The organism is Mesorhizobium sp. M1088 (assembly GCF_040318575.1).
In the GTDB taxonomy this organism is placed as follows: Bacteria; Pseudomonadota; Alphaproteobacteria; order Rhizobiales; family Rhizobiaceae; genus Mesorhizobium.
Map to the genome: position 1 here is coordinate 55,013 of NZ_JAMYMO010000018.1, position 23,398 is coordinate 78,410.

Genomic DNA, 23,398 nt, shown 5'->3' on the forward strand with positions numbered 1-23,398 from the left:
CCGGAAGCCGTCGGTAATGTCCGACAAATAGTGTCGGATGCAGGCAAATAGTGTCAGATGCAGGTGGCGCTGTCATCGTTTATTCCGACGCTCGAAAAAACTCGCAGAGTCATCAAAATCCATCAGAATCGATGTTGACAGCAGCCGGAGATCGGGCCAGTATTTTTTCGAGGCTCGAAAAAATTAGAGCTTCTAAGCTGGTCTTTGAGCCAATTGGTCACGCCGTACGCGGCGCAGGGAGGATATGATGAAGAAATTCACGACCGCCATTCTGGCGGGTGTCGCCATGACGCTGGCGCTGGCGTCGGTGGCGCAGGCTAAAGACAAGGTCATCGGCGTTTCCTGGTCGAACTTCCAGGAAGAGCGCTGGAAGACCGACGAGGCCGCAATGAAGGCGGCCATCGAGGCCGCAGGCGACAAGTATATTTCCGCCGACGCACAGTCCAACCCCGGCAAGCAGCTCACCGACGTCGAGAGCCTGATCTCGCAGGGCGCCAACGCACTGATCATCCTGGCGCAGGACGCCTCGGCCATCGGGCCGGCCGTGCAGAAGGCACTGGACGAAGGCATCCCGGTCGTCGGCTATGACCGGCTGATCGAGAACAAGGACGTGTTCTATCTGACCTTCGACAACAAGGAAGTCGGCCGCATGCAGGCCCGGGAAGTCTTCAAGGTGAAGCCGGAAGGCAACTACGTCTTCATCAAGGGTTCGGGTTCCGATCCGAATGCCGATTTCCTGTTTGCCGGTTCGATGGAGGTGCTGAAGGCGGCAATAGACAGCGGCAAGATCAAGAATGTTGGCGAGGCCTATACGGACGGCTGGCTGCCGGCCAACGCTCAGAAGAACATGGAACAGTTCCTGACCGCCAACGACAACAAGGTCGATGCCGTGGTCGCGGCCAATGACGGCACTGCCGGCGGCGTCGTCGCCGCGCTGACAGCGCAAGGGCTGGCCGGATCGGTTCCGGTTTCGGGCCAGGACGGCGACCACGCCGCGCTGAACCGCATCGCGCTCGGCACACAGACCGTGTCGGTGTGGAAGGATGCGCGCGAGCTCGGCAAGAATGCCGCCGAGATCGCCTCGCAGCTGGCCGACGGCAAGCAGATGACCGACATTGCCGGCGTGAAGGATTTCACCACGCCCGGCGGCAATGCCGTCAAGTCGCTGTTCCTGACCCCGGTCGCCATCACCAAGGACAACCTCAACGTCGTCATCGACGCCGGCTGGATCAAGAAAGAAGAGGTCTGCGCCGGCGTGACGGCTGGCACTGTTGCAGTCTGCAACTGAGCCGACGTTTCCGAGAAGTCCGAACGCCGCGGCCGCTCGCCGCGGCGTTTTTCAACAAAAGTTGTTTTTCCGCTTCCGGCGGATAACTTCTAGGCTGCTTCCGGCATCCGCGGCAGACGGCAACCCGGCGGGAGAAACATCATGACCGACACGACGTCCAACACGCCGGTCGACAGCACGGCAGACCGGGCACGGGAATCCGAGCTCGGCATCGTTGCCCGATTTCTCAAGGCAACCGAACTCGACACGCGCATGCTCGGCATGGTCGGCGCGCTGCTGGTCATCTGGGTCGGCCTGCATGTCATTTCCAGCGTACGGCTCGGCGTCAATCCGTTCGACTTCGACAGCCGGACCTTCCTGACGCCACGCAATCTCTGGAACCTGTCGGTGCAGACTTCCGCCGTGGCCATAATGGCCGCCGGAATGGTGCTGGTTATCGTCATGCGCAATATCGACCTGTCGGTCGGTTCCGCCGAAGGTCTGATCGGCGTGGTCATGGGCTTTGCGCAGGTGCATTTCCTGGTGCGAATGATCGGTCTGCAATTAGGCAATCCCTGGATCTGGATCCTGGCACTGGCCATCGGCCTGGCGCTTGGCCTTCTGATCGGAGCGTTCCAGGGATACATCATCGCTTATCTCGAGGTGCCGGCCTTCATCGTGACGCTGGGCGGCCTTCTGGTCTGGCGGGGTGCCGCATGGTGGGTCGTCAGTGGGCAGACGATTGCGCCGCTGGATGCCACTTTCCAGCTGATGGGCGGCGGACCGACGGGTTCGATCGGCGCGCGATGGAGCTGGATCGTCGGAATTGTCGCGTGCCTGGCGGTTGTGTTCATGCTGCTCAACGGGCGGGTGCAGCGCAAGCGGTTCCGCTTCCCGTTACGCCCGATCTGGGCCGAGACGTTCCTCGGGGCCGTCACTTGCCTTGTCATCGTGGGCGCCATATGGCTTGCCAATTCCTATCCTTGGCCGGTCGGCATCGTGAACAGATATGCGGCGGCCAACAATATAACCGTTCCCGAAGGCGGGCTGTTCATCGCCCATGGCATCGCCATACCCGTGCTGATGGCTGTAGCCGTAGGGCTGATCATGACCTTCATCGCCAAGCGTACCCGTTTCGGCCGCTATGTCTTCGCCATCGGCGGCAATCCGGAAGCAGCCAACCTTGCCGGTATCAACACGCGCTGGGTGACCATGAAGGTGTTCATGATCATGGGCGTGCTGGCGACGATCGCCGCAGCGATCTCGTCAGCCAGGCAGAACTCGTCGACCAATGCGCTGGGCACGCTGGACGAGCTCCTGGTCATCGCGGCGGCGGTGATCGGCGGCACGTCGCTCGCCGGCGGCTCCGGCACAGTGCTCGGCGCCATGCTCGGCGCGCTTTTGATGCAGTCGCTGCAGTCCGGCATGGTGCTGCTCGGCATCGATTCACCGCTGCAGAGCATCGTTGTCGGCGCCGTGCTGGTGCTCGCGGTGTGGCTCGATACCGTCTATCGCAAACGCGTTTAGGGAGGAGGAACGATCATGGCAGACAAAACCGCTCCCACGGGCACGCCGCTGATCGACATGCGCAACATCTCCATCGCTTTCGGCGGCATTCGCGCCGTCGACGATGCCTCTGTCGACCTTTTCCCGGGCGAGGTGATGGCTTTGCTCGGTCACAACGGTGCCGGCAAATCGACGTTGATAAAAATCCTGTCCGGCGCCTACAAGCGCGATGCGGGCCAGATTTTGGTCAACGGCGAGGAGGCTTCGATCTCCAATCCCCGCGACGCCAAGAAGTACGGCATCGAGACGATCTACCAGACGCTGGCGCTGGCCGACAATGTCGATGCGGCCGCCAACCTGTTTCTCGGCCGCGAGCTGATGACCGGCTGGGGAACGCTCGACGACGTCGCCATGGAGGCCGAGGCGCGCAAAGTGATGGGCAGGCTCAATCCGCGTTTCCAACGCTTCAAGGAGCCGGTGGTAAAGCTTTCGGGCGGCCAGCGGCAGTCAGTGGCGATCGCCCGCGCCATCCTGTTCAATGCTCGCATCCTGATCATGGACGAGCCGACGGCTGCACTCGGGCCGCAAGAGACGGCGCAGGTCGGCGAACTGGTCAGGCAGCTCAAGGCCGACGGCATCGGCATCTTCCTGATCAGCCATGATATTCACGACGTGTTCGAGCTTGCCGACCGTGTCTGCGTCATGAAGAACGGTCGGGTTGTCGGAACGGCGCGCACAACCGACGTCACCCAGGACGAGGTGCTCGGCATGATCATCCTCGGCAAGTGCCCACCCGGCGCCATTCCGGGGCCGGGCGCGCTGAAGATCGCCGCATGAACGAGAATTAGCCGGCTAATCACACGCCGCCAAAATGTGCCAGCCGTCACCATGCTTTGGCCTCGCCATTGTGTTGGCGTCAGGACTTGCCCATAAAGATGCCGAACCGTCCACGGGACGTATCAGCAATTGAAGAAGCTTTTTCCGACCGTCGCTTTTATCGCCGTCGCGCTGATCAGCCTGACGATGGCGGGTTTTGCCTATTTTGCCACCCAGGAGGCGGCCCGCATTAAATTCGAGGCGACGGCAGACGACGCGCTTAACCGGATCGAAAGCCGCATCGACCTGGACCTGTCGCTGCTGCGTTCGACCCGGGCGCTGTTCGACGCACGCAATGGCGGTATCTCGCAGGGCGAGTTCAAGGCTTTCTTCAACGCGCTCGACGTCGACAATAATTTCGCCGGCCTGCGCGGCATCGGTTTCCTCCGCCTGGCGAAAACTGGCAACGAGGCGGCGGTCGAGCGCGACATCCTGCACGATCACGGCGCAAGCCATCCGATCTATCCCGACACGAACTTACCGTGGCGTACGCCCATCGTGCTGTTCGAACCGCTGGATCCGTCCAACAAATCCAGCATCGGCTACGACATGTTCACCGGGCCGGCGCGGCGCGAGGCGATCGAAAAGGCGATGGCCGACGACCAGCAGCACGCCAGCGGGCTCGTGCAGTTCGGCAAGGATACGGGTGCCGCGCAGACCTTTACCGGGTTCCTCGTCTTCGTCCGGCTCAATGTCGAAACCGCGCCGGACGCCGTGAACGCGACGAGATCCTCGACTGCCGGCTTCCTTTATGCGGCCTTCCGCGCCCGTGATCTGTTCCAGGCTGCGCTCAGCCGGGCACCATTGCTGCCGGTCAACACCGAGATCTATGACGGCACGGTGGACAGCGACAACCTGCTGTTCCAATCGGAAACGCCGCCTGTTTCGAGCCTCGGCGACAGGCTGCTGGTCACCCGCAAGGTCACCGTCGCCGGCCGGTCGTGGGTCGTCCTGTTCAGGCCGACAAGTGCTTTCTCGCAACCTTCCTCGCGCGCCATCCCGGTGATGCTCGGATTGTTCGGACTGCTGCTTGCGGGCGCCATCGCGCTGGTGGCCCGCTATCAGGAGCGGGCCTATGAGGCGGTCTCGCTGCTTCACGAAACGACCGAAAAGAGCCTGCTGGAAAAAGACCTGATGCTGCAGGAGATGAAGCATCGCATCAAGAACTCGATCACGCGGGTGCTGGCAATCGCGCGCCAGACAGCATCGCACACCACCGACGTCCAGGAATTCTCGGCTTCTTTCTCGGCCCGGCTGCAGGCGATGGCGGCTTCCCAGGACATGCTGACGCGCTCACGCTGGCAGAAAGCCGATCTCGGCGACCTGCTGCGCATCGAGCTAGGCCAGGTGTTCGGCAGCGAGCTTCCTGAAGGGCTGCTGTCGGGACCGCAGATTCTTCTCGATGAAAAGACGACGCAGGCACTCGGCCTCGTCTTTCACGAACTGGCGACGAATGCGCTGAAGCATGGCGAAGCCGGCAATTCAGTCGGTGCGCTGAAGGTCGACTGGTCGCTCGAAGCCCGTAGCGGCACCCGGACATTGGCTCTCAACTGGCGCGAGGCCGGTCAGAAGAAGCTTGAGAGACCGGCAAAGAGTGGTTTTGGCACCAGACTGATCGATCTCAACGTCACGCGCGAATTGCGTGGCACAATCAGGCGCGATTTTCGCGAAGATGGCTTGAACGTGGAAATCAAGGTTCCGCTGCCGGCCTGAAACGCCGTCTCGTGGGCCGCATCGCAACAGCGCTTTAAAGAGCAAACGCGGAGACAGGTGGCCTGCCTCCGCGTTTGCTGTTCGCCTGGAGCTCGAAACTAGTTGCAGCGAGCTGTGTAAATCCGGCCGTGACGATCTCTGTATTGGCAGTAGCCATTTTGCAGCCGGCGAACGAGCAGACCGCCAATCGCACCAGCGCCGGCGCCGATCAAAGCGCCCTTGCCGCCGCCGACAGCGCCACCAATGAGCGCGCCGCCCACAGTGCCGATACCCACGTTCTCTTCCGTGGTGGTGCAGCCGCTGACCGCAACCACGGCAACCATGGCAATAATCATCTTCCGCATGGAGTCATCCTCACTTTTGTCCTCACTTTAATAAGCTCCAGCCGCCATTTAGCATGAAAGTACGGCCTTTGCCTGCACGATTTCATTGTTGATTAAGATAGTCTTTTTCGGGGCGTGCGCCGTTTGATGCTACCACGAACCCGGAAATCTCCAAGGACGCATCGAGCGTGCCGCTGGGACGCACGTTCCAGACGATCCTGTCATAGTCGTCCCCGAGCGCCGGTCGACGGCAAGGCATCTGGCGACGACATGTTGGGCCTGCCCTGCAGGTCGGTGACCGCGAACGGGCACGGCCGAGCACTCGGGCAGTGGTTTCAAAGCGATCAAGCAGAGGCGAGTTCGATTCAGATCAGTTGGGACGCGGCGGTCAGGACGATCGCGGCCATAAGCGCGACGGCGGCGAAGCGCAGGGGCGAAGCACGAGGCGCGGGCGCTGTGGACGCGTCGGGATCCTGAAAACCGCCCATCGAGACGCGAGCGGCCTGTTCCAGTCTGTTCAAGTCGGTAGCCGTCAAGGACCCCATTCCCTTCATTTTGTGCCAAACTCAATCCGGTGGATCGGTGCGTTCGGACAGGATCGGACTTTATGGTGAACAGTCGGTTAAAGATGGCGATGCGCAGCAAGCCTTCGCGCAACGACCGCCGCTCGTTAATCCGTCTCGAAATTGCCGTGAGGAACGACAAGGCGGTATTCGAGGCGGTTCCCGGTGATTTCGAGTGTCGCCGTTCCATTCAATGAAGTGGGCACGACGCGTTCAAGCGCGACGCTGCCAAAACGTTTCTCGCTGCGCTGATTGTCGTTGGCTCCGATCACTTCGGCCCATGTCAGCGACAGCGCAGGCTCGCCAGCGGAAGCTGCCGTCAGATCGGCCGTCACCTCGACGAAACCGTCGCTGCGCGACAGTGCGCCATAGCTGACCGAATTGACGGCGAGCTCATGCATGGCCAAGCCGATGTGCAAGGCGGCATTGGGGTTGAGATATGGATTTGCGCCGCGGAAGCGTAGGCTGTGCAAGGGATCCGCGCCGTACCTGCCGACCTGACCGGAAACCAGCTCGCGCAGCGCCGCTCCCCGCCAGTTGGATGACGTAACCAAATCCTGCGACGAGGCCAGCGACTGCAATCGGCCCCGGAAGCGCGTCAGGAAATCGTCAATGCTGCCGGAATAACGGCCCGTCTGGGTGGCGATGCTCTGGATGATGGCCAAAAGGTTCTTGGAGCGATGACTGACTTCGCGCAACAGCGCCTTCAACGTCTGCTCCCGGCGTTTCTGCTCGGTTGTTTCGACCATGGTGGTCACGACGCCCTGCACCGCGCCGGTCTCGCTGCGGTCGGCGTCTATCCACACCTGAAACCAGCGGGCGCCGTCATCGGCCGGCACGCTAAGCTCAAGATGTTGAGGATTGCCGGAGACGATGACGTCGTGCTTGGCGGCGCCGATACGCTCCGCCTGCGCCGGCGGCAAGATGCCGTTGTTGTCGGAGGCATCGGAAGTCCAGGGGGCGCGCATGTTGCGCGCCCACACCGTCTTCATCTCGCGATCCTGGTACAGGACGGAAATCCCGGCATTGTGCAGTGCATGGAGAAGGGCCCGACCAAGCTGCATCCCGCTTTCGGCGGGATGCAAAGCGATGATCTCATCACTCTGGCTGCGGTCTTTCATTTTTCCGACTCTGGAACGCATCGGTCAATTTGCTCAACCCATGTCGGGCTGAACGGTTCGCGGAAAAATGGGTTCCAAAAGGAGGAGGTTCGTATCAAACCTTAAAAAGCGGTCCGCCGAGCGGCATCCCGTTGGAGGACACTGCCCGGCGGTGGCTGGAAACCGTTTGAGGGGTGCGGCTTCCAGTGTTCGCTTGAATGGCCGCTTGGCATTCACGCTCGTCTGATCAGGCCGGCAATAAGCGATATGATCAGGAAGGCGAGAAAGATGAAGAACAATATCTGCGCTATGCCGGCCGAGGTGCCAGCGATGCCGCCGAAACCAAGCGCACCGGCGATGATCGCCACGACGAGAAATACGAGCGCCCAGTAAAGCATGATCGATCTCCTTCCAATGCTGCGGTGAAAACGTGATTCGCCTCCGTTTGTTCCACCATTTTCCGAAAAAGACGATGCTGAAAATCTTCAGGGCCGAATTGCCGCGGTGTGTGGAAAGGTCCAGTTGGTTGCCCCAGTTGGTTGCCAGTGAATTGAGCCGGCGTCACGCCCCTTTGATCCTGGGGAGCGGCTGTCTCGGCGACCGCAGTTCGGCCGCCCGCTGTTCATGCCGCGGCTTTCGCGTGCCGGTCAAAGAACAGGGCCTGGCTGATAAGAGCCTTGACCATGTCCGGATTGAACGGCTTGGTAACCAGGAAAGCCGGTTCCGGCCGCTCGCCGGTGAGCAGGCGCTCGGGAAACGCGGTGATGAAGATCACCGGTACCGAGGTCGACGACAGGATCTCATTCACGGCCGCTATGCCCGAACTTCCGTCGGCAAGCTGGATATCGGCAAGCACCATCTTTGGCCGCGCCTTGCCGAACATCGCCACCGCCTCGGCGTGGGTGCGCGCCGTTCCGACGACGCGGTGGCCGAGGCTTTCGACCATTTCCTCGATGTCCATGGCGATCAGCGGCTCATCCTCGATGATCAGCACGTCGGTTGCCACCTGACGGGAGATCTCGTTGCTCGCCTGCGCGAGGAGTTCGGAGAATTCCTGTTCGTCGACGTCGAGAATCTCCGCCGCCTCGTCTTCGCTGAAGCCTTCGACCGCCACCAGCAGAAAGGCTTGGCGGGGGCGAGGCGCAATTGCATTCAGATTGGCCGCGGCACGCTGTTCCCATGCCGACTGGGCATGCTCCTGCGGAACGCGAATGGCCACTGAGGTGAAGAGCTTGGCAAAGACCTTGTAGAGCGCGATGCGGTCGTTCGATGCGTTCGGAAAGATGTCGACATCGGCAATGATGGCCTCGAGCATTGCGGCGACCAGCGCGTCGCCGCTCTCCTGCGATCCGGATACTGCGCGCGAGAAGCGACGCAGGAACGGCAGGTGCGGAGCGATGGTTGCTGATAGGCTCATATTGGACGTCTCCCTCATATGACGTGATTGCATGTTACAGCTAAAAAACGGTTCGCAAGCCCAGAGTTAAAAACGCGGGTTCTGCGAAAAAGTTCCGATCATGCGGAACTAAATATATGGGCTGGCGTTTAGGGGCGGGTTGGGCAACCAGACGAGGCTGCCGCTTGCCTTGCGTTATGTGTTGAAGGGCGGCTTAAGGCTGGGACAAAAGGGCGAAATGAAGAACATGACGAAAGCTACCATGGGTGGCGTTGGCAACGGGCGCCGGGCTGCTTCCCGCGACCCGCTTGGGCCGAACTCGGAAATCGGCCGCAAACTCAAACAATACTACGACGAGCTGGTCTCCGACAATGTGCCGGATCGCTTCGCCCAACTGCTCAGCCAGTTGGAAAAAGCCGAACCTGTACAAAAGAAGGACTGAGGCATGGCGGCCGTCTCCCAGGGCTTCAAGACCGACTTGCTCGGCTCGATCCCGAGCCTGCGGGCTTTTGCCGTGTCGCTGACGCAAAACGCCGACAAGGCCGACGACCTGGTGCAGGAAACATTGGTCAAGGCATGGGACAAGCATGAAAGCTTCCAGCCCGGCACCAATCTGAAGGCATGGCTGTTCACGATCTTGCGCAACGAATTCTATTCGCAGATGCGCAAGCGCGGCCGCGAGGTGCAGGACAGCGATGGCGTCATGACGGCCAGGCTTGCCGTTCACCCGGCCCAGCACGGCCAACTTGACCTCGAGGACTTTCGCGGCGCGCTCGAATTGCTGCCAGAAGACCAGCGCGAAGCCATTATCCTCATCGGCGCGTCGGGCTTCTCCTACGAGGAAGCGGCCGAGATCTGCGGCTGCGCCGTCGGAACGATCAAGAGCCGCGTCAGCCGCGCCCGCACACGGCTGCAGGAAATTCTGAAGATCTCCGGTGAAGACGAGTATGGCCCGGACGCAATTTCGGCTCAGGTAACCGGGTCGACGGCTGCGTGAAGCGCGGCGTGTTCGAACCGCTCCGCGCCTCAGCGGAGATGCGTTCGCCTGCAGGCCGCCGCCACTGCCTCGACGAGATCGTCTCCCGAATAGGGCTTGGTGACCAGTCTGACGCCGGGAAAGGATTTCTTGATCTCGTCCGTATCCGAATAGCCCGAGGCAAAGACGAACGGGATGCCCGCTTGACGCAGCCGCGAAGCAAATTGGAGCGTCGAAACGCCGCTCAGCATGAGGTCGACGATGGCCACATCGAACTGCGCGGCAACGTCTTGCTGTTCGATCTCAGTCAGATCACGGGCGATGACCACATTGAGCGCGCCGTAGTCGCGGCAAAGCTGCTCGATATCCATGGCAATCAGGAACTCATCTTCCAGGATAAGAATCCGCAAACCGTCGAGTGATGCGCGCACGCAGCAATATCTCCTTAAATTCGTCTCGATCGTGAAACGGGGGAAGTCATGATCGTTATTTGGCATGCTGTCATTTAAAAAAGACGCGCTGGCGCGGATGCGTCGGCCTCGGCCCATGCAAGGCATTTGCAACGCGCGCTGCCGGAGATAGGGTTAGAAGAGGTTCGTGCCGGAACCTTGGGGTCTGTCGGGCGTTTCGACCGAGCAAAAGCATGGAGAGTGAAGCAATGGCGACTGCCGCAGGAAAGGCCGCGAACGAAGCCCGCACGAATTCCGATATTGAGGCCGACATCGCACAACTGAAGGCCGACATCGACCAACTTACCAAGCTGTTGGCCAAAACTGGCGAACATGGCTACGGGGCAGCGCGGCGAGCCGCCGCCGAAAGCGTCGAGCAGTTGCGAACCCAGGGCGAGGCAGCCTTCGACAGCCTGCGCAGCAACGCCAGGGACATCGAGGCGCAGATGATAGCGCATATGCGCGAGAAGCCGGTGACGTCGCTGGCGATCGCCGCCGGCGTCGGGTTCCTCTTCGCGCTTCTCGCGCGCCGCTAGTTCTGCACGCATGGGAATGCTTGCATCGCTGATCTCGGGCCTCGCCTCGGGCGAAACCATTGCGGCGGTGCAACGCGCGCGTGTGGCTGCAATTGTCTATTCGGTCGCAGCGGTCGTAGCGCTGTGCGGCCTCGGCTTCCTGGTCGGGGCGGCCTATATCTGGACGGCGGCCCGCTATGGGCCGATGGCAGCTTCCCTGAGCTTCGGGATCGGCTTTCTCGCAATCGCCGGTCTCATCCTGCTCGTCTACCGGATGTCGGCCGGCTCGCGCGCCAGGCGCCGGGCGAAGCGACGCAACGCTGACATGAAGGCTATCGGCATCACTGCGGCACTCGCCGTGCTGCCGGCGCTGCTCAAGGGCAAAGATGGCCCGGGAAAGGCCAGACTGAGCGCGATTCTCGGCCCGGCGATAGCACTCGCTGCCTACGCCATCTACCGCGAGAACGTGAAGCGCGGCTCCGATGATCCGGATACCGGCAAACGTGAATAGTTCGGAGGGATAGTTCGGGGCAAACGATTCTGGCGCCGGTCGCAAAATCACAAATCTTCGAGCGGAATCGATATTTCCGCGACCACGCCGTCCGGCCGGAATTCATGGATCACCTCGCTGGAAATGACCTTGGCCAGGCTGCGGCGGATCAGGATCGAGCCGAAGCCATGGCGTTCGGGCGGCGCAACCCGCGGGCCGCCGCTTTCGCGCCAGGCCAGCAACAGACGGCGTGCGCCCTTCCTGCCTTGTACCCTCCAATCGAGATCGACCTTTCCGGAGGAAACCGAGAGCGACCCGTATTGCAGTGCATTGCTTGCCAGTTCATGCAGGATCAGCCCGAGCCCGACTGCCTGGTCGGGTGAGAGCAGGACATCGGCGCCGGAGATCGCCATGCGCGATTGTCCGGCGGCTTGGAACGGCTTTAGCTCGATCTCCACCAGCTCGCGGATGCCGATGCCGCGCCACTCGCGGTCCGACAGCAGGCTGTGCGCAACGCCCAGTGCCTGCAGCCTGGCGCTGAAGGCTTCGAGGAATTCGCTTGGCTGGCGGGCATGGCGAACGGTCTGCGTCGCCAGCGCCTGTACGGTTGCCAAAGTGTTCTTGACGCGGTGATTGAGCTCGCGCAGCAACAGTCGTTGACGTTCGTCGCCAAGCTTGCGTTCGGTAATGTCGTAGTTGACGCCGAAGATCAGCGTCGGCTTGCCATCGCCGTCGCGTTCTATGACGCGGCCGCGTGTTGCGATCCATCGCGGCGGATCGAGGCCTTTGACACGGTATTCGCCAAAATAATCGTCGCTGCCGGTCAGCGCGTCGCGAAAGCGTGTTTCGGTCTGGTGAACGTCGCGCGGGTCGATGGCGGTCAGGATGTCGCGCGCCCTCAGCCTGTTCGACTTCGGCAGGTTGAACAATTCGGACAGCAGGACATCGCAGTCGATCATATCGCTGCGGATATCCCATGCCCAGCTGGCAAGCGAAGCCGCGTCGAGCGCGATAGCGCGCCGCTTTTCCTCTCGAACCAGTGCTGCCTTGGCAATCGCCGCACTGCGGGTTGCATCCTTCAGCGTGAACAGGCTCGCGGCGAGGCCGGCTAGCGCCGACAGCTGGTCGAGCTGGACAGAGGAAGGACGTGCGTGCGGCTTCCGGTCGAGCACGCACAGCGTGCCGATCAGCGCGCCGTCGACTACGATGGGCACGCCTGCGTAAAAGCGGATATGATGCTCGCCGGTGACCAGCGGATTGGCTTTGAACCGCGGATCCGCCGCCGCGTCGGCCACCACCATCGGCACGTCGCCGGCTGCGATGGTATAGGCGCAGAACGATGTCTCGGTTGCGATTTCGGTCTCGTCGAGGCCGATACAGGACTTGAACCACTGCCGCTCGGCATCGACCAGCGTGATCAGTGCGACAGACGTTTGCATAGCCGAAGCGGCAAGACCGCCGATACGATCGAAATCAGGGTCGGCAGCCCCGTCCAGCGTGTCGAGGCCGTGCAGCACGGCAAGACGGTCCGCGGCGCCCACCACACGGCGAATATCGGCCGGCAGGCCCGGCGTGTTCTGGCTATTGTCGTCCACTATGCCCCCGGAGGCCGGCTCCGCTGATTGGTCAGGCCAACCGGCCCGTCTGCCGCCTTGCAGTGCCGGAACTTTCGCGGCGGGGGACCGTTACCAGCCAACGCCCCGCCAGTTACGCCTGCCGGCGCCAAATATGGAGCCAGACAATGCCAAAAACCATTCCTGAAAACAAAGCCCGTCAAGGGCGGCGGGGTCGGCATGTCCTTCGTATCCTGATCGCCGCGCTGTTGCTGGCTTTTATCGCCTGGGGCGTCGCCGAAATCTACGGCTGGATGATCGAGACGCCGAAGACCGAACAGGGCAACACGCCCAGCGGCTAGGTTCTCTCCATCGCTCGCGCCAGTTTGCATCACGCAACCCCACATCACGCATCCCACGTCAGGCAACCTTTGCCTCGACAGCGCGCGCAGGGACGAGAACATTCAACGCGCGCGGATGGATTTCGACGGTCGTCTCGCGATCGAGCTTTACCAGTTCGCCGTCCATGACGGCCTGAACTTTCCTGTTAGTCGAATGGATTTTCAAAACGGCGCGGTTTGCCTGATGGATTTCGACATGCTCGTTGCCGCGCCATTTCCCACGGGCGACGTCAAAGAGGAACCTGATCAATTCGCCGCGCCGCCGCGCCACGGTGACATAGATGCCCAGCACGCCGCCTGCCGGATTATCGGCATAGGGCAGGTGGCCCTCGCCAAACAGATTGTTGGTGATGCCGATACCGGTGATCCGGGTTCTGATCTCGGCCTCGCCGATCATCAGCATTACGTTCATCGCCGGTGGATTGTTGATCGTCGCCCAAGCGGCTCGCACCGAGGCGCGCATCTTCCCCAACCGCGAGCCGAATTCCATCTTCTGGCGCAGTTGCACCATCCTGGCGTGCATGCCGATCGAGAATTGATGCACGAAGGGCCGGCCGTTGGCTGTTGCAATGTCAATCGCCATCACCTCGCCGTCGGCAAACGATTTCAGTGCCGCATCGAGGGTCTGCGGGATACCGAGGCCGCGCGCAAAAAGGTTCATTGTGCCAGCCGGCAGAATTGCCAGCGCCTTCTCCCCATTCATCAAACGGGCTGCCGCGGCCGAAATGGTGCCGTCGCCGCCGCCAGCCAGCACGACGTCGATGCCGCGCCTGGAAGCTACGCCGTCCAGCGTGGCGACGATATCCTTGCCGGCGACGATTTCGATATCAATCGAGTGGCCGGCAGTCTCAAGTGTGCTGCGCATCCGACTGGCGAAGGCCTCAAGATCGATGGTGCGCAGGGTGCCCCCGTCCTTGTTCAGCACCGCTGCAAACCGCATGGCCGTTCCATTTTCCAGCACCTTTCGGGCCGGGACGGAGCCCCAGCCGGGAGTGGAACGGGGCGGCCGAGAAAATGTTCCTTTCGACCAACGCGGCGAATCCGAGAACCATTGACATCGCACCGGGTGCACCACGGCTTTTTTCGGAACAACAGTGTGGTCACAACGTTGTGAACATGCAGAAGACGCTGCGCCCGCAGTGACGCCAGGTGGGCACGGCGTGCACGAAATCACCGACGAGGAGACACTAAGATGATCCGCACCCTTTTAACCACGACAGCAGTCGCAACATTGATTGCGACGGGTGCATTTGCGCAGTCGGCGACGACCCCGGCGCCGGCGCAACCACCCGCCGTAGAGAATTCCGCTCCAGCCGCTCCGGTGCAACGCGCCGAGGGCAGCCTTGTCACCAATATCATCGGCGAGTCGGTCTATAACGGCACCGGCGACAATGCAGAGAATATCGGCAAGATCACCGATGTCGTCTTCGACGAGCGCGGCGAGGTAAAATCCGTCGTCATCGGCGTTGGCGGTTTTCTTGGCATAGGAACCAAGAACGTCGTTTTCGACTACAAGAAGATGCAATGGGCCGAAAGAAATGGCGACCGTTGGCTGATAGCGCAAACGACGAAGGATGAGTTGACGGCTCAGCCGGATTTCGACCGGAGGCCTTACGATCCGACTCCGCCACCAGCTTCGGCGGATAATGCGGCGCCTGCCGCCCCTTCCACCAGCGCGCAAAATACAACCCCGGCGCCTGCCGCGCCGGCTGAGCCAGTGAAGCGCGCGGAAGGCAATCTTGCCACCAATATCATCGGCGAGACCGTCTATAACGGCACCGGCGACGACGCCCAAAACATCGGTGACGTGAACGACATCGTCATCAACAAGGAAGCCAAGGCGCAATCGCTGATCATCGGTGTCGGCGGCTTCCTCGGCATCGGCGAAAAGAACGTCGCTTATGACTTCGACAAGGCGCAGTGGGCCGAGAGGAACGGCGATCGCTGGCTGGTCGCGCAAACGACCAAGGAAGAGCTGCAGGCGCAGCCAGACTTCAACCGCAAGGCCTATGATCCGGCCCCGGCAACCACTGCGTCGAACGATGCCAATGCGCCTGCTACCGTCACGCCTACCGTGATGGCCAGCAACACTGCGCCGAACGACAACACCGCAACGACCAACAACGCTGACCAAGCCGGCAAGACGGCTCAAAACGCTCCGGCAGCGGCGCCTCCGGCTAATTCCACGGCCGACCAGACCAAGACCGGGTCGATCGACAAGTCGACGCTAACCGAAATGCCGATGGGCGAAATCCGGGCCGAGGATCTGGTTGGAACAACCGTCTACGGCGCCAACGATGTCAACGTCGGCGAGATCGGCGATATCGTGCTGGGCAGCGACAAGAAGGTCGATGCAGTCATCATCGACGTCGGCGGCTTCCTTGGCATCGGCGAGAAGGAGGTGGCGGTCGGCATGGACAACCTGAAATTCATGACCGACAAGAACGGCAAGCGCTATCTCTACACGAACTTCACCAAGGAGCAGCTTGAGGCGCAGGCCCCCTATGACAAGGCCAGCTATGCGCAAAATCGCGAGAAACAGCGCATGATCATGCGCTAAGCTGCGCACACGCCGACAGAGAAGCCCGCGCCGGCAACGGCGCGGGCTTTGCTTATCTCGAGGGAAAGCCGGCGACATGGCCGGCAACGCCATTGTCCGTCAATTCGGCGAGCGCCAGAGATTGGTCGAGATGGTCGGCCCGCCAGGCGAGCAACTTCTCGGCAAATTCCAGCCGTGCCCGCAGATAGGCTGGGTCGTCAGCGACATTGGTCAACTCGCGCGCATCCTTCTCCAGGTCGAAGAGCAAGGGCGGCAGGCCTCCGCCGAAATGCACATATTTGAATTTTTGCGTGCGAACGACGGCGAGATTGCACTGACGCGGACCGACGCCGAAATACCGTTCGGCATCACCATCCGCGATCGAGCGGAAATCGAACTCCCAATGCGCCGCATCGCGCCAATTGTCCGGCTCCGTTGCGTCCAGGAAAGGCGCCAGCGAGCGGCCGTCGAGATGCGGCAGCACTTCGCCGCCAGTGAGCTCGAGCCCAGTGAGCTCAAGCAAGGTCGGCGCCAAATCCACCGCCTCGGTGAAGCGGTCGACGCTGCTGCCGGCAGCCTTGCGGCGGCGCGGATCGCGAATGATCAGCGGAATATGGAAGCTGCCGTCGAAGAAACCGCCCTTGCCCAGCATGAAATGATCGCCCATCATCTCGGCGTGGTCGGAGGTCAGCACGATGACGGTGTCGTCCCATGCATCGGCCGCCTTGACCGCTTGCCAGACACGGCCAAGCTGCGCGTCGACCTCCGAGATCATGCCGTAATAGAGCGCCCGGATGCGGCGAAAATTGTCGTCGCCCCAGTCGCGCACCTTGCCCTCCGAGCCGGGACGGAATTTCGACCGTTCCTGCCGGTCAAGTTCATAGGCGAGATAAGGGTGGCTTGCTGCTTCGGCCTGCCAGCTTTCCGCGCGGTCAAAAGCTGGACCGATGGCCGGATCGTACATGGCGTTGTAAGGCGCCGGCACGATGAAGGGCGGGTGGGGGCTGATGAAGGAAAGATGCGCGAACCACGGGGCATCGCGCTCCTGCTCGCCGAGCCAGCGGATGAATTCGCCGGCCAGGAAGGCCGCCGGCGTCTCGTCCTTCGAATAGATTGGCGGACCGTTGCTGATCGCGCCGTCGTTTTCCAGGATTTCGCGCGCCGGGCGATGAATGTCGGGGGAGCCGGCGCCGGCATCGACGCCGCGCGCCTTGAGCCATGACAGCCAGGGCTTCTGGTGCTCAGGCAGAAGCTGGCGCACGGTGAAGCCGGACAGCACGCCTTCATAGCTTTTCAGCTGCGGGTCGCCAGGCGCCAGCGTGCGCGGGTCGCGCGCCGTGTCGGTATAGCCGAACAGCGTCGGATCATAGCCGAGGGCGCGCGCCCAGAGCGCTATATTGCCGTGCCGGGCGTCGAGCGGTGTGCCGTTGCGGCAGACACGATTGTTCATCTGGTAAAGGCCGGTGTAGAGGCAGGCGCGTGCCGGTGAGCAAGGTGCGGCGCCGCCATAGTGCTTCTGGAACAAAACGCCCTCGGCAGCCAGCGCGTCGGCATTCGGCGTCCTTACCACCTTGTGCCCAGCAGCTGACAGGCAGTCGCCCCGCCATTGGTCGCAGGTGATCAGGAGAATGTTGGGGCGTTTTCCACTCAACCGCTGTATCCTCACGCTGGCTACATGCGTCGCTCATGGAGCGCAATTTCGGCGAGTATGCAAGCCGGTCCAGTTTGCCGAATGGTGAACAAAACCTGCTTCGTCGTTCACTTTAACAGCACAGTCCATTCTGTGTTTGCCGCCTTTGCGGCCAGGAGGCGGATGCTCATATTTGCGTGGACAGCGGCAAGGGCCGCACCAGCACAAGGGAAGGAGCAACAGACATGCTCGACCAGGTCAAGGGCCTGCATCACGTCACCTCGATGGCCAGCGATGCGCGCCAGAACAATGAATTCTTCACCGGGACGCTCGGCCTGCGGCGGGTCAAGAAAACCGTCAATTTCGACGCACCCGACGTCTACCACCTCTATTACGGCGACGAGGTCGGCACACCCGGCTCGGTGATGACCTACTTCCCGTTCCCGAACATCGGCAAGGGCCGCCATGGAGTCGGCGAAGTCGGCAACACCGCTTACTCGGTGCCCGAGGGCACGCTCGGCTATTGGGAGAAACGGTTTGCCGAGCAAGGTGTCACCGGGCTGTCCCATGAGGAGACGTTCGGCGAGAAGCGTCTTGCGTTCGCCGGTCCCGACGGCGACGGGTTTGCGCTGGTCGAGGACAGAGCGGACAACCGTGCGCCATGGGCCAAGGGTGGCATTCCCACCGACGTGGCGATCCGCGGCTTTCACTCGGTGTCGCTCAGGCTGAAAGATGGCGGCGCCACCGAAGAGCTGCTGAAATTCATGGGTTATGAGGAGGTCGACAAGTCCGGCAACATCAGGCGGCTGGCGGTGAAGAACGGCAACGGCGCCGACGTCGTCGATATCGAATCGCTGCCAGGGGCCGGCTTCGCCAATCTCGGCGCCGGCTCGGTCCACCATGTTGCTTTCGCCGTCGAGAACCGCGCCAAGCAGCTCGAAGTGCGCAAGGCACTCCTCGATACAGGTTATCAGGTGACGCCGGTGATCGACCGCGATTATTTCTGGGCGATCTACTTCCGCACACCGGGGGGCGTGCTGTTCGAAGTCGCCACCAACGAGCCGGGCTTCGACCGCGACGAGGATACCGCCCATCTCGGCGAGGCGCTGAAACTGCCGTCGCAACACCAGCATTTGCGGCCCTATCTCGAGCAGCATCTGCAGAAACTGGAAGACTGAGGGCAGGGTTATGAGCAAGGATTCGTATATTCACAAGGTGCTGCCCGGTTCGCTGGGCGGACCGTTGCTCTTCGTCTTCCATGGCACTGGCGGCGACGAGGATCAGCTTCTGTCGCTTGGGCGCGATCTTGCGCCGCAAGCGACGATCGTCGGCCCGCGCGGCGATGTCTCGGAACAAGGCGCCGCACGCTTCTTTCGCCGTACCGGCGAGGGCGTTTACGACATGGGCGATCTCACGCGAGCGACGGACAAGATGGCCGGCTTCGTCAAGGCACATGTCGAGGCGGCAAAGCCATCTTTGGTGCTAGGCCTCGGTTATTCCAACGGCGCCAACATCCTGGCCTCGGTGCTGTTTGCCGAACCCTCGCTGTTCGACGCAACGGTGCTGATGCATCCGCTGATCCCGTTCGAGCCGGAGGTCAAGGGCAGCCTTGACGGCAGCCGCATCCTGGTCACCGCCGGCAGGCGAGACCCGATCTGTCCGCCTGATTTGACGGCGCGGCTTGAAGCCTATTTGCGCGCCGATGGTGCCGATGTCACAGTCGAGTGGCATGACGGCGGCCATGAGGTGCGGCCGAGCGAGATCGAGGCGGCGCGGCAGTTGTTCGCCGTAGCGCCGGATGAAAGGACCGCAAGCCATGTCTGACCTATTGCCGGAGATCGAGCTGGAGGACCGCGGCTCGAAGGGCCGCTACTTCCTGCGTGGGCCGAGCGGCGCCGAGGCGGAGATGACCTTCACCAAGGTCGGCGAGCACCAGATCATCATCGACCATACCGAAGTGCCGGATGCATTTCGCGGCCAGGGCGCGGGACTTCGCCTCGTCACCCGTGCCGTCGAGGATGCACGTGCGGCGGGCAAGACGATCATCCCGCTTTGCCCGTTCGCCAATGCTCAGTTCCGCCGCCATCCGGAATGGGCGGACGTGCTGAAGCGGTAAGAGACTGCCCCTCGATGAATGACAGGACAAAGGGTGCGCGGCTTTACCGCGTGCCGCTTCGACCATTGGCGGCGTACAAACATAAGGCAAACATGCGGGATTTGCGCAGAGCGCTCGCCTTGCCTAAGTATTGGCAACAACCGGCTCGCCCTCCGCGGCCCGACCACTTCAACCGAATGGCCCTCCATGACCGAATCCGATCTCATTCCCGTCTTCGACGGCCACAACGACACGCTGCTCAGGCTCTACCAGTCGAAGGATGCGGACGTCGAAAAGCTGTTCGTCGAGGGGACGCCGAGTGGCCATATCGACCTGCCGCGCGCGAAGAAAGGCGGATTTGCCGGCGGCATGTTCGCGATCTTCCCGCCGCCTGTCGAGAAATCCAAGCGCGGCGCGGTGCCGCTGGCGCCGAGCGACAGCGAGCCCATGCCGCCCGAGGTTCCGCGCGCCGATGCGCTCAACTCCACCATAGCGATGGCCTCGATCCTGTTCAGGCTGGAGCGGGCTTCGGCGCTCACTGTCTGCCGCACCGCCGGCGATGTGAGGAAGGCGATGGCGCAAGGCTCGATCGCGGCGGTCTTCCACATCGAAGGGGTCGAGGCGATCGACCCTGAGCTCACCCTGCTCGATGTCCTCCACGCAGCCGGCCTGCGCTCGCTCGGTATCGTCTGGAGCCGTCCCAATGCCTTCGGCCACGGCGTGCCGTTCCGTTTCCCGTCGTCGCCCGATACAGGGCCGGGGCTGACCGATGCCGGCAAGGCGCTGGTGAAAGCCTGCAACCAGCTGAAGATCATGATCGATCTTTCGCATCTCAACGAAAAAGGTTTCCGCGACGTCGTCGAGATCAGCGACGCACCGCTGGTCGCGACCCATTCCAACGTGCACGCGATCTGCGGCCATTCGCGCAACCTCACCGAATGGCAGCTCGGCGCGATCCGCGACTCCGGCGGCATGGTCGGGCTGAATTTCGCCACCGGGTTCCTGCGTGAGGACGGCAGGATGAACGCCGACACCAGTCTCGACATCATGGTGCGCCATGTCGATTCGCTGCTGCAGGCGCTGGGCGAAGACGGCGTCGGCCTGGGCTCGGATTTCGACGGCGCCATGATCCCGGCCGTGATAGGCGACGTTGCCGGCCTGCCAAGATTGCTCGACGCTTTCGCGGCTCGCGGCTTCGGGCGCGCGCTGATCGAGAAGATCGCCTATCGCAACTGGCTCGGCATGCTGGAAAAGACCATCGGCTAAGCGGGTGATGCCGGCTTGACCGGAATGCGATTTGGAGGCGGACTATTCGAAACCCATGCGTTTAAGCCAGTCCTGGCCAATGCCGCGGTCGCGGATGATCGGCAGCGGATCGGTCGAATCCAGCCTGGCACAAATACGGTAGGCCTCCAGCGTTTCAGCGCTCATCTCACCGCGTTTGTAGAAGAACATGGCCGCAGCATAGCGGGTGCGGCCCGACCATTTTTCGCCGAGCGGTGTGTTGATCAGCTGCCACTGTTCGGCGGCTTCGGCGTCGAGTTTGGGACTGTCGGTGTCGTCGGCCATATTTAGAAATCCGCAGGCGGATTGGCAGTGCGGCGGCCGAGCCTGACGACCAGCCGCGGCACCAGTTTGGCACGCTTCAGCAGCTTTTGATATTGCAGCTCGCGCCTGGCGTGGATCTCGAGCCAAGGTCCGCTGCAGGCGGGCTCGGCGGCGCTGATCTGGTTTGCATCGCCGGGACTGCTGCCCTTCGCCGACGGTGCCTTCGACGACGTTTTCTCCAAGGATGCAATCTCGACGAGAACATTCGAATATGGGCAGCCATGCAGAAGGTGCTTGACAGTGGCAAACACCGTCCCACTGATCTTCGCGGCCGATGCCGGTCGGCTAGCCGGCGATGCTGGAGACCATCACCCCGATGAAGACAACAGAGGCGCGCGAAGCCCTCCTCGAACCGGCGCGAAAAAGCGATTCCGAAAAGCGCGGCCGCAAAGCGTCGAAAGAGACAAGGCAGGTTCAACTGATCGAAGCGACTATCGATTCATTGGCCAAGCGCGGCTATTCGGAAACGACTATGGCCGACGTCGCCGACGGCGCCGGCCTGTCGCGCGGCATCGTCAATTTCCATTTCGAGAGCAAGGAGAAGCTGCTCGTCGCCACTTTGCAATACATGCATGACGAGTATTCGGCGCATTGGCGCGGCGCCTTGCAAAGGGCCGGCGATGATCCCGCCCGCCAGCTGCAGGCATTGGTGGCAGCCGATTTCAACCGCTCGATCTGCAACAAGCGCAAGCTGGCTGCTTGGTGTGCCTTCTGGGGCGAGGCCAAATCGCGACCGAAATATCAGGCGCTGAGCAGCGCACGCGATGCCGTCTACCAGAACATATTCATCGATCTTTGCGCGGCGCTCAAGCAGAGCGGCTTCTATGCCTATGAGCCGCAAGTCATGGCGCTGGCGCTCAGCGCCATGCTGGATGGTCTGTGGCTGCATTTGATGATGGGCACCGAGGACGCCACACGCGAGACGGCGCTGCAGGCCGCGAACGAGTTCCTGTCTGCGGCATTCCCCAAGCACTATCCGAACTCAGCAGCCCGCGGTGCCAGGCCGGCATGAACCATCAAAAAGAGGGTGGACCAGCAATGAAGACAATGATCCGGCGCCTGACATTCGAGAAGATCAAGGCCGGCTAATGAAGTTCAAGATCGAACGAGCCGATGTGGCCATCGTCGGCGCCGGCTTCACCGGCCTGTCGGCCGCGCGTGAATTGAACCACGCCGGCATCGATGCCGTGCTGCTCGAAGCCCGCGACCGTGTCGGCGGCCGCGTCGAAGCCGTGCAGAACGGGCTCGGCGAGCGGATCGACAGCGGCGGCCAGTTCTTGTGCGAAGACATGCCGGAATTAATGGCGCTGGTGCGAGCGCGCGGCAAGACATTGGTCGAGACCCATGTCGCAGGCGAATTCGTCACGCAGCCGCGAATGAGCGAGGCGCAAGCCGGGCGCACTTACGGCACTGCGATGCGAATGCGCGAGCGGATGAACGCGATCGCACCGACCGACCCGGCCATCGCCGGCTTGACAGTCGCGGCATGGCTCGATCGCCAGAACGATCCCGACGATGCCAAGGCCGCCTTTCGGTCGATGATCGAGGGCCTGTGGTGCCTGGCAATGGAAAGGCTGCCGCTGTGGTACTTGATCGACAATGATCGCCGCATCACCAACGAGGTGTCGGAGCTGCAATATTTCGTGGGCGAAACCATGCATTCGCTGGCGGATGATCTTGCGCGGGATCTCGGCGATCGACTGCGGCTGAATACAGCTGTCGAGGCTATTGAGCACGGGCCGGGAGGGGTTCGCGTCGTTTCGCCCGCCGGCGTGACCGAGGCACGAGCGGTACTGGTCGCGCTACCGCCGATGATGGCCTCGAGAGTGGATTTCGTGCCGCCGCTGCCGGCTGCGCTGGAGAGAGCCCTCGGCGTCTGGCAAAGCGGCGCGGTGATCAAAATGCTGGTGCGCTATCCCAAGGCTTTCTGGCGCGACAGGGGCTTGAGCGGCATGGTAATGTGGCGGGAGCCGCACGGACTTTTTGCCTGCGATGCCAGCAAGGATGAGGATCATGCAGCACTTGTCGTCTTCATCGGCGGGCCGCTGGCGCAGCGCTGGCGGGATATGGACAGCGCGGCGCTACGCGCAACGGTGACATCAAAGCTGCAAGATGCGCTCGGTATCGAGGCCGCCGGCGTCACCGATCTCAGCCATCGCGACTGGACCGGGGATCACTGGAGCGGCGGCGGTTACAGCGATTCGATCGTCGATGCGACGGCAACGGATGCCGAACGCATTATCCGGGCGGGCGCCCCGCCGGTGCATTTTGCCTCGTCGGAGCTGTCGCCGTCATTTCCGGGCTATGTCGAGGGCGCGATCGTCGCCGGTCGCACTGCTGCGCAAAAAATTATTCAGTCGGTTATCGCCAGCAGAGCCTCAGGGTCATAAGCGAGGCG

27 protein-coding genes are annotated in these 23,398 nt (G+C 62.0%); 16 read left to right on the forward strand and 11 right to left on the reverse strand.

The features are described from left to right. The first annotated feature begins 247 nt into the window (after positions 1-247). The 4 genes from xylF (at position 248) to NKH49_RS20515 (ending at position 5,362) form a co-directional block, all read left to right on the forward strand. The gene (xylF, locus tag NKH49_RS20500) at positions 248-1,288 is read left to right on the forward strand and encodes a D-xylose ABC transporter substrate-binding protein (protein ID WP_352471128.1); all 1,041 of its coding nucleotides are present in this window, start codon (positions 248-250) and stop codon (positions 1,286-1,288) included. A 141-nt stretch (positions 1,289-1,429) separates the two neighbouring features. Then, positions 1,430-2,794: a sugar ABC transporter permease gene (locus NKH49_RS20505; protein WP_352613523.1), complete on the forward strand. Its 1,365-nt coding sequence runs from the start codon at positions 1,430-1,432 to the stop codon at positions 2,792-2,794. 15 nt (positions 2,795-2,809) lie between these two features. After that, complete coding sequence (locus NKH49_RS20510; RefSeq protein WP_352613525.1) at positions 2,810-3,610, forward strand: ATP-binding cassette domain-containing protein; 801 nt, start codon at positions 2,810-2,812, stop codon at positions 3,608-3,610. Positions 3,611-3,739: 129 nt separating this feature from the next. Next, positions 3,740-5,362, forward strand: coding sequence for a CHASE domain-containing protein (locus NKH49_RS20515; RefSeq protein ID WP_352613527.1), 1,623 nt, complete (start codon positions 3,740-3,742; stop codon positions 5,360-5,362). A gap of 98 nt (positions 5,363-5,460) precedes the next feature. On the opposite strand, the gene NKH49_RS20520 is transcribed toward NKH49_RS20515, so the two are convergent. From NKH49_RS20520 to NKH49_RS20545, 5 genes are all read right to left on the reverse strand, one after another. Next, on the reverse strand, positions 5,461-5,706 hold the full coding sequence (locus NKH49_RS20520) for a YMGG-like glycine zipper-containing protein (protein WP_006328050.1): 246 nt from the start codon (positions 5,704-5,706) through the stop codon (positions 5,461-5,463). Between the two features lie 344 nt (positions 5,707-6,050). Further along, positions 6,051-6,230, reverse strand: coding sequence for a hypothetical protein (locus tag NKH49_RS20530; protein ID WP_352613529.1), 180 nt, complete (start codon positions 6,228-6,230; stop codon positions 6,051-6,053). A gap of 125 nt (positions 6,231-6,355) precedes the next feature. Beyond that, complete coding sequence (locus NKH49_RS20535; protein WP_352613531.1) at positions 6,356-7,390, reverse strand: sensor histidine kinase; 1,035 nt, start codon at positions 7,388-7,390, stop codon at positions 6,356-6,358. A 191-nt stretch (positions 7,391-7,581) separates the two neighbouring features. Next, the gene (locus NKH49_RS20540) at positions 7,582-7,746 is read right to left on the reverse strand and encodes a DUF1328 domain-containing protein (protein WP_023678541.1); all 165 of its coding nucleotides are present in this window, start codon (positions 7,744-7,746) and stop codon (positions 7,582-7,584) included. Between the two features lie 224 nt (positions 7,747-7,970). Further along, positions 7,971-8,765: a response regulator gene (locus tag NKH49_RS20545; RefSeq protein WP_352471123.1), complete on the reverse strand. Its 795-nt coding sequence runs from the start codon at positions 8,763-8,765 to the stop codon at positions 7,971-7,973. Between the two features lie 217 nt (positions 8,766-8,982). Here NKH49_RS20545 and NKH49_RS20550 point away from each other — a divergent pair, with 217 nt between their 5' ends. Continuing rightward, positions 8,983-9,186: a NepR family anti-sigma factor gene (locus NKH49_RS20550; protein WP_023678543.1), complete on the forward strand. Its 204-nt coding sequence runs from the start codon at positions 8,983-8,985 to the stop codon at positions 9,184-9,186. A 3-nt stretch (positions 9,187-9,189) separates the two neighbouring features. Then, positions 9,190-9,741: a sigma-70 family RNA polymerase sigma factor gene (locus NKH49_RS20555; RefSeq protein ID WP_023678544.1), complete on the forward strand. Its 552-nt coding sequence runs from the start codon at positions 9,190-9,192 to the stop codon at positions 9,739-9,741. Positions 9,742-9,770: 29 nt separating this feature from the next. Here NKH49_RS20555 and NKH49_RS20560 read toward each other — a convergent pair whose 3' ends face one another. Continuing rightward, entirely contained in the window at positions 9,771-10,268 is a 498-nt protein-coding gene (locus tag NKH49_RS20560; RefSeq protein WP_352927519.1) for a response regulator, read from the reverse strand. A gap of 110 nt (positions 10,269-10,378) precedes the next feature. On the opposite strand from NKH49_RS20560, the gene NKH49_RS20565 reads away from it, so the two are divergent. Beyond that, on the forward strand, positions 10,379-10,705 hold the full coding sequence (locus NKH49_RS20565) for an ElaB/YgaM/YqjD family protein (protein ID WP_023678546.1): 327 nt from the start codon (positions 10,379-10,381) through the stop codon (positions 10,703-10,705). A 10-nt stretch (positions 10,706-10,715) separates the two neighbouring features. Next, entirely contained in the window at positions 10,716-11,195 is a 480-nt protein-coding gene (locus NKH49_RS20570) for a hypothetical protein (RefSeq protein WP_352540234.1), read from the forward strand. 47 nt (positions 11,196-11,242) lie between these two features. Here the strand turns inward: NKH49_RS20570 and NKH49_RS20575 are convergent, their stop codons facing one another. Then, entirely contained in the window at positions 11,243-12,769 is a 1,527-nt protein-coding gene (locus tag NKH49_RS20575; protein ID WP_352613535.1) for a sensor histidine kinase, read from the reverse strand. A gap of 146 nt (positions 12,770-12,915) precedes the next feature. On the opposite strand from NKH49_RS20575, the gene NKH49_RS20580 reads away from it, so the two are divergent. Continuing rightward, positions 12,916-13,089: a hypothetical protein gene (locus NKH49_RS20580; protein WP_292659198.1), complete on the forward strand. Its 174-nt coding sequence runs from the start codon at positions 12,916-12,918 to the stop codon at positions 13,087-13,089. Between the two features lie 58 nt (positions 13,090-13,147). Here NKH49_RS20580 and NKH49_RS20585 read toward each other — a convergent pair whose 3' ends face one another. Next, the gene (locus NKH49_RS20585) at positions 13,148-14,068 is read right to left on the reverse strand and encodes a diacylglycerol/lipid kinase family protein (protein ID WP_352613537.1); all 921 of its coding nucleotides are present in this window, start codon (positions 14,066-14,068) and stop codon (positions 13,148-13,150) included. 252 nt (positions 14,069-14,320) lie between these two features. Between NKH49_RS20585 and NKH49_RS20590 the strand changes: the two genes are divergently transcribed. Next, complete coding sequence (locus tag NKH49_RS20590) at positions 14,321-15,688, forward strand: PRC-barrel domain-containing protein (protein WP_352613539.1); 1,368 nt, start codon at positions 14,321-14,323, stop codon at positions 15,686-15,688. A gap of 52 nt (positions 15,689-15,740) precedes the next feature. On the opposite strand, the gene NKH49_RS20595 is transcribed toward NKH49_RS20590, so the two are convergent. Beyond that, positions 15,741-17,318 (reverse strand): alkaline phosphatase family protein, encoded by a 1,578-nt coding sequence (locus tag NKH49_RS20595; RefSeq protein WP_352618142.1) that lies wholly within the window; start codon positions 17,316-17,318, stop codon positions 15,741-15,743. Between the two features lie 224 nt (positions 17,319-17,542). Here NKH49_RS20595 and NKH49_RS20600 point away from each other — a divergent pair, with 224 nt between their 5' ends. The 4 genes from NKH49_RS20600 to NKH49_RS20615 all read left to right on the forward strand — a co-directional run bounded on the left by NKH49_RS20600 (position 17,543) and on the right by NKH49_RS20615 (position 20,658). Beyond that, a complete protein-coding gene (locus NKH49_RS20600) occupies positions 17,543-18,475 on the forward strand; it encodes a VOC family protein (protein WP_352451158.1) in 933 nt (310 codons plus the stop codon). A 10-nt stretch (positions 18,476-18,485) separates the two neighbouring features. Further along, the gene (locus NKH49_RS20605) at positions 18,486-19,121 is read left to right on the forward strand and encodes an alpha/beta hydrolase (protein WP_352451159.1); all 636 of its coding nucleotides are present in this window, start codon (positions 18,486-18,488) and stop codon (positions 19,119-19,121) included. Next, complete coding sequence (locus NKH49_RS20610) at positions 19,114-19,413, forward strand: GNAT family N-acetyltransferase (RefSeq protein ID WP_352451160.1); 300 nt, start codon at positions 19,114-19,116, stop codon at positions 19,411-19,413. The genes NKH49_RS20605 and NKH49_RS20610 overlap by 8 nt, the downstream gene beginning before the upstream one ends. Positions 19,414-19,599: 186 nt before the next feature. After that, entirely contained in the window at positions 19,600-20,658 is a 1,059-nt protein-coding gene (locus NKH49_RS20615; RefSeq protein ID WP_352500772.1) for a dipeptidase, read from the forward strand. 42 nt (positions 20,659-20,700) lie between these two features. Here NKH49_RS20615 and NKH49_RS20620 read toward each other — a convergent pair whose 3' ends face one another. Together NKH49_RS20620 and NKH49_RS20625 are read right to left on the reverse strand one after the other, a co-directional pair. Next, positions 20,701-20,961 carry a hypothetical protein gene (locus NKH49_RS20620; RefSeq protein ID WP_352471481.1) on the reverse strand — a complete coding sequence of 87 codons (261 nt, stop codon included), beginning with the start codon at positions 20,959-20,961 and terminating at the stop codon, positions 20,701-20,703. A gap of 2 nt (positions 20,962-20,963) precedes the next feature. Further along, positions 20,964-21,182 (reverse strand): hypothetical protein, encoded by a 219-nt coding sequence (locus tag NKH49_RS20625; RefSeq protein WP_352451221.1) that lies wholly within the window; start codon positions 21,180-21,182, stop codon positions 20,964-20,966. Between the two features lie 113 nt (positions 21,183-21,295). On the opposite strand from NKH49_RS20625, the gene betI reads away from it, so the two are divergent. After that, positions 21,296-22,012, forward strand: coding sequence for a transcriptional regulator BetI (gene betI / locus NKH49_RS20630; RefSeq protein ID WP_502893699.1), 717 nt, complete (start codon positions 21,296-21,298; stop codon positions 22,010-22,012). A gap of 76 nt (positions 22,013-22,088) precedes the next feature. Next, positions 22,089-23,390: a flavin monoamine oxidase family protein gene (locus NKH49_RS20635; RefSeq protein WP_352618137.1), complete on the forward strand. Its 1,302-nt coding sequence runs from the start codon at positions 22,089-22,091 to the stop codon at positions 23,388-23,390. Positions 23,391-23,398: the final 8 nt, after the last annotated feature.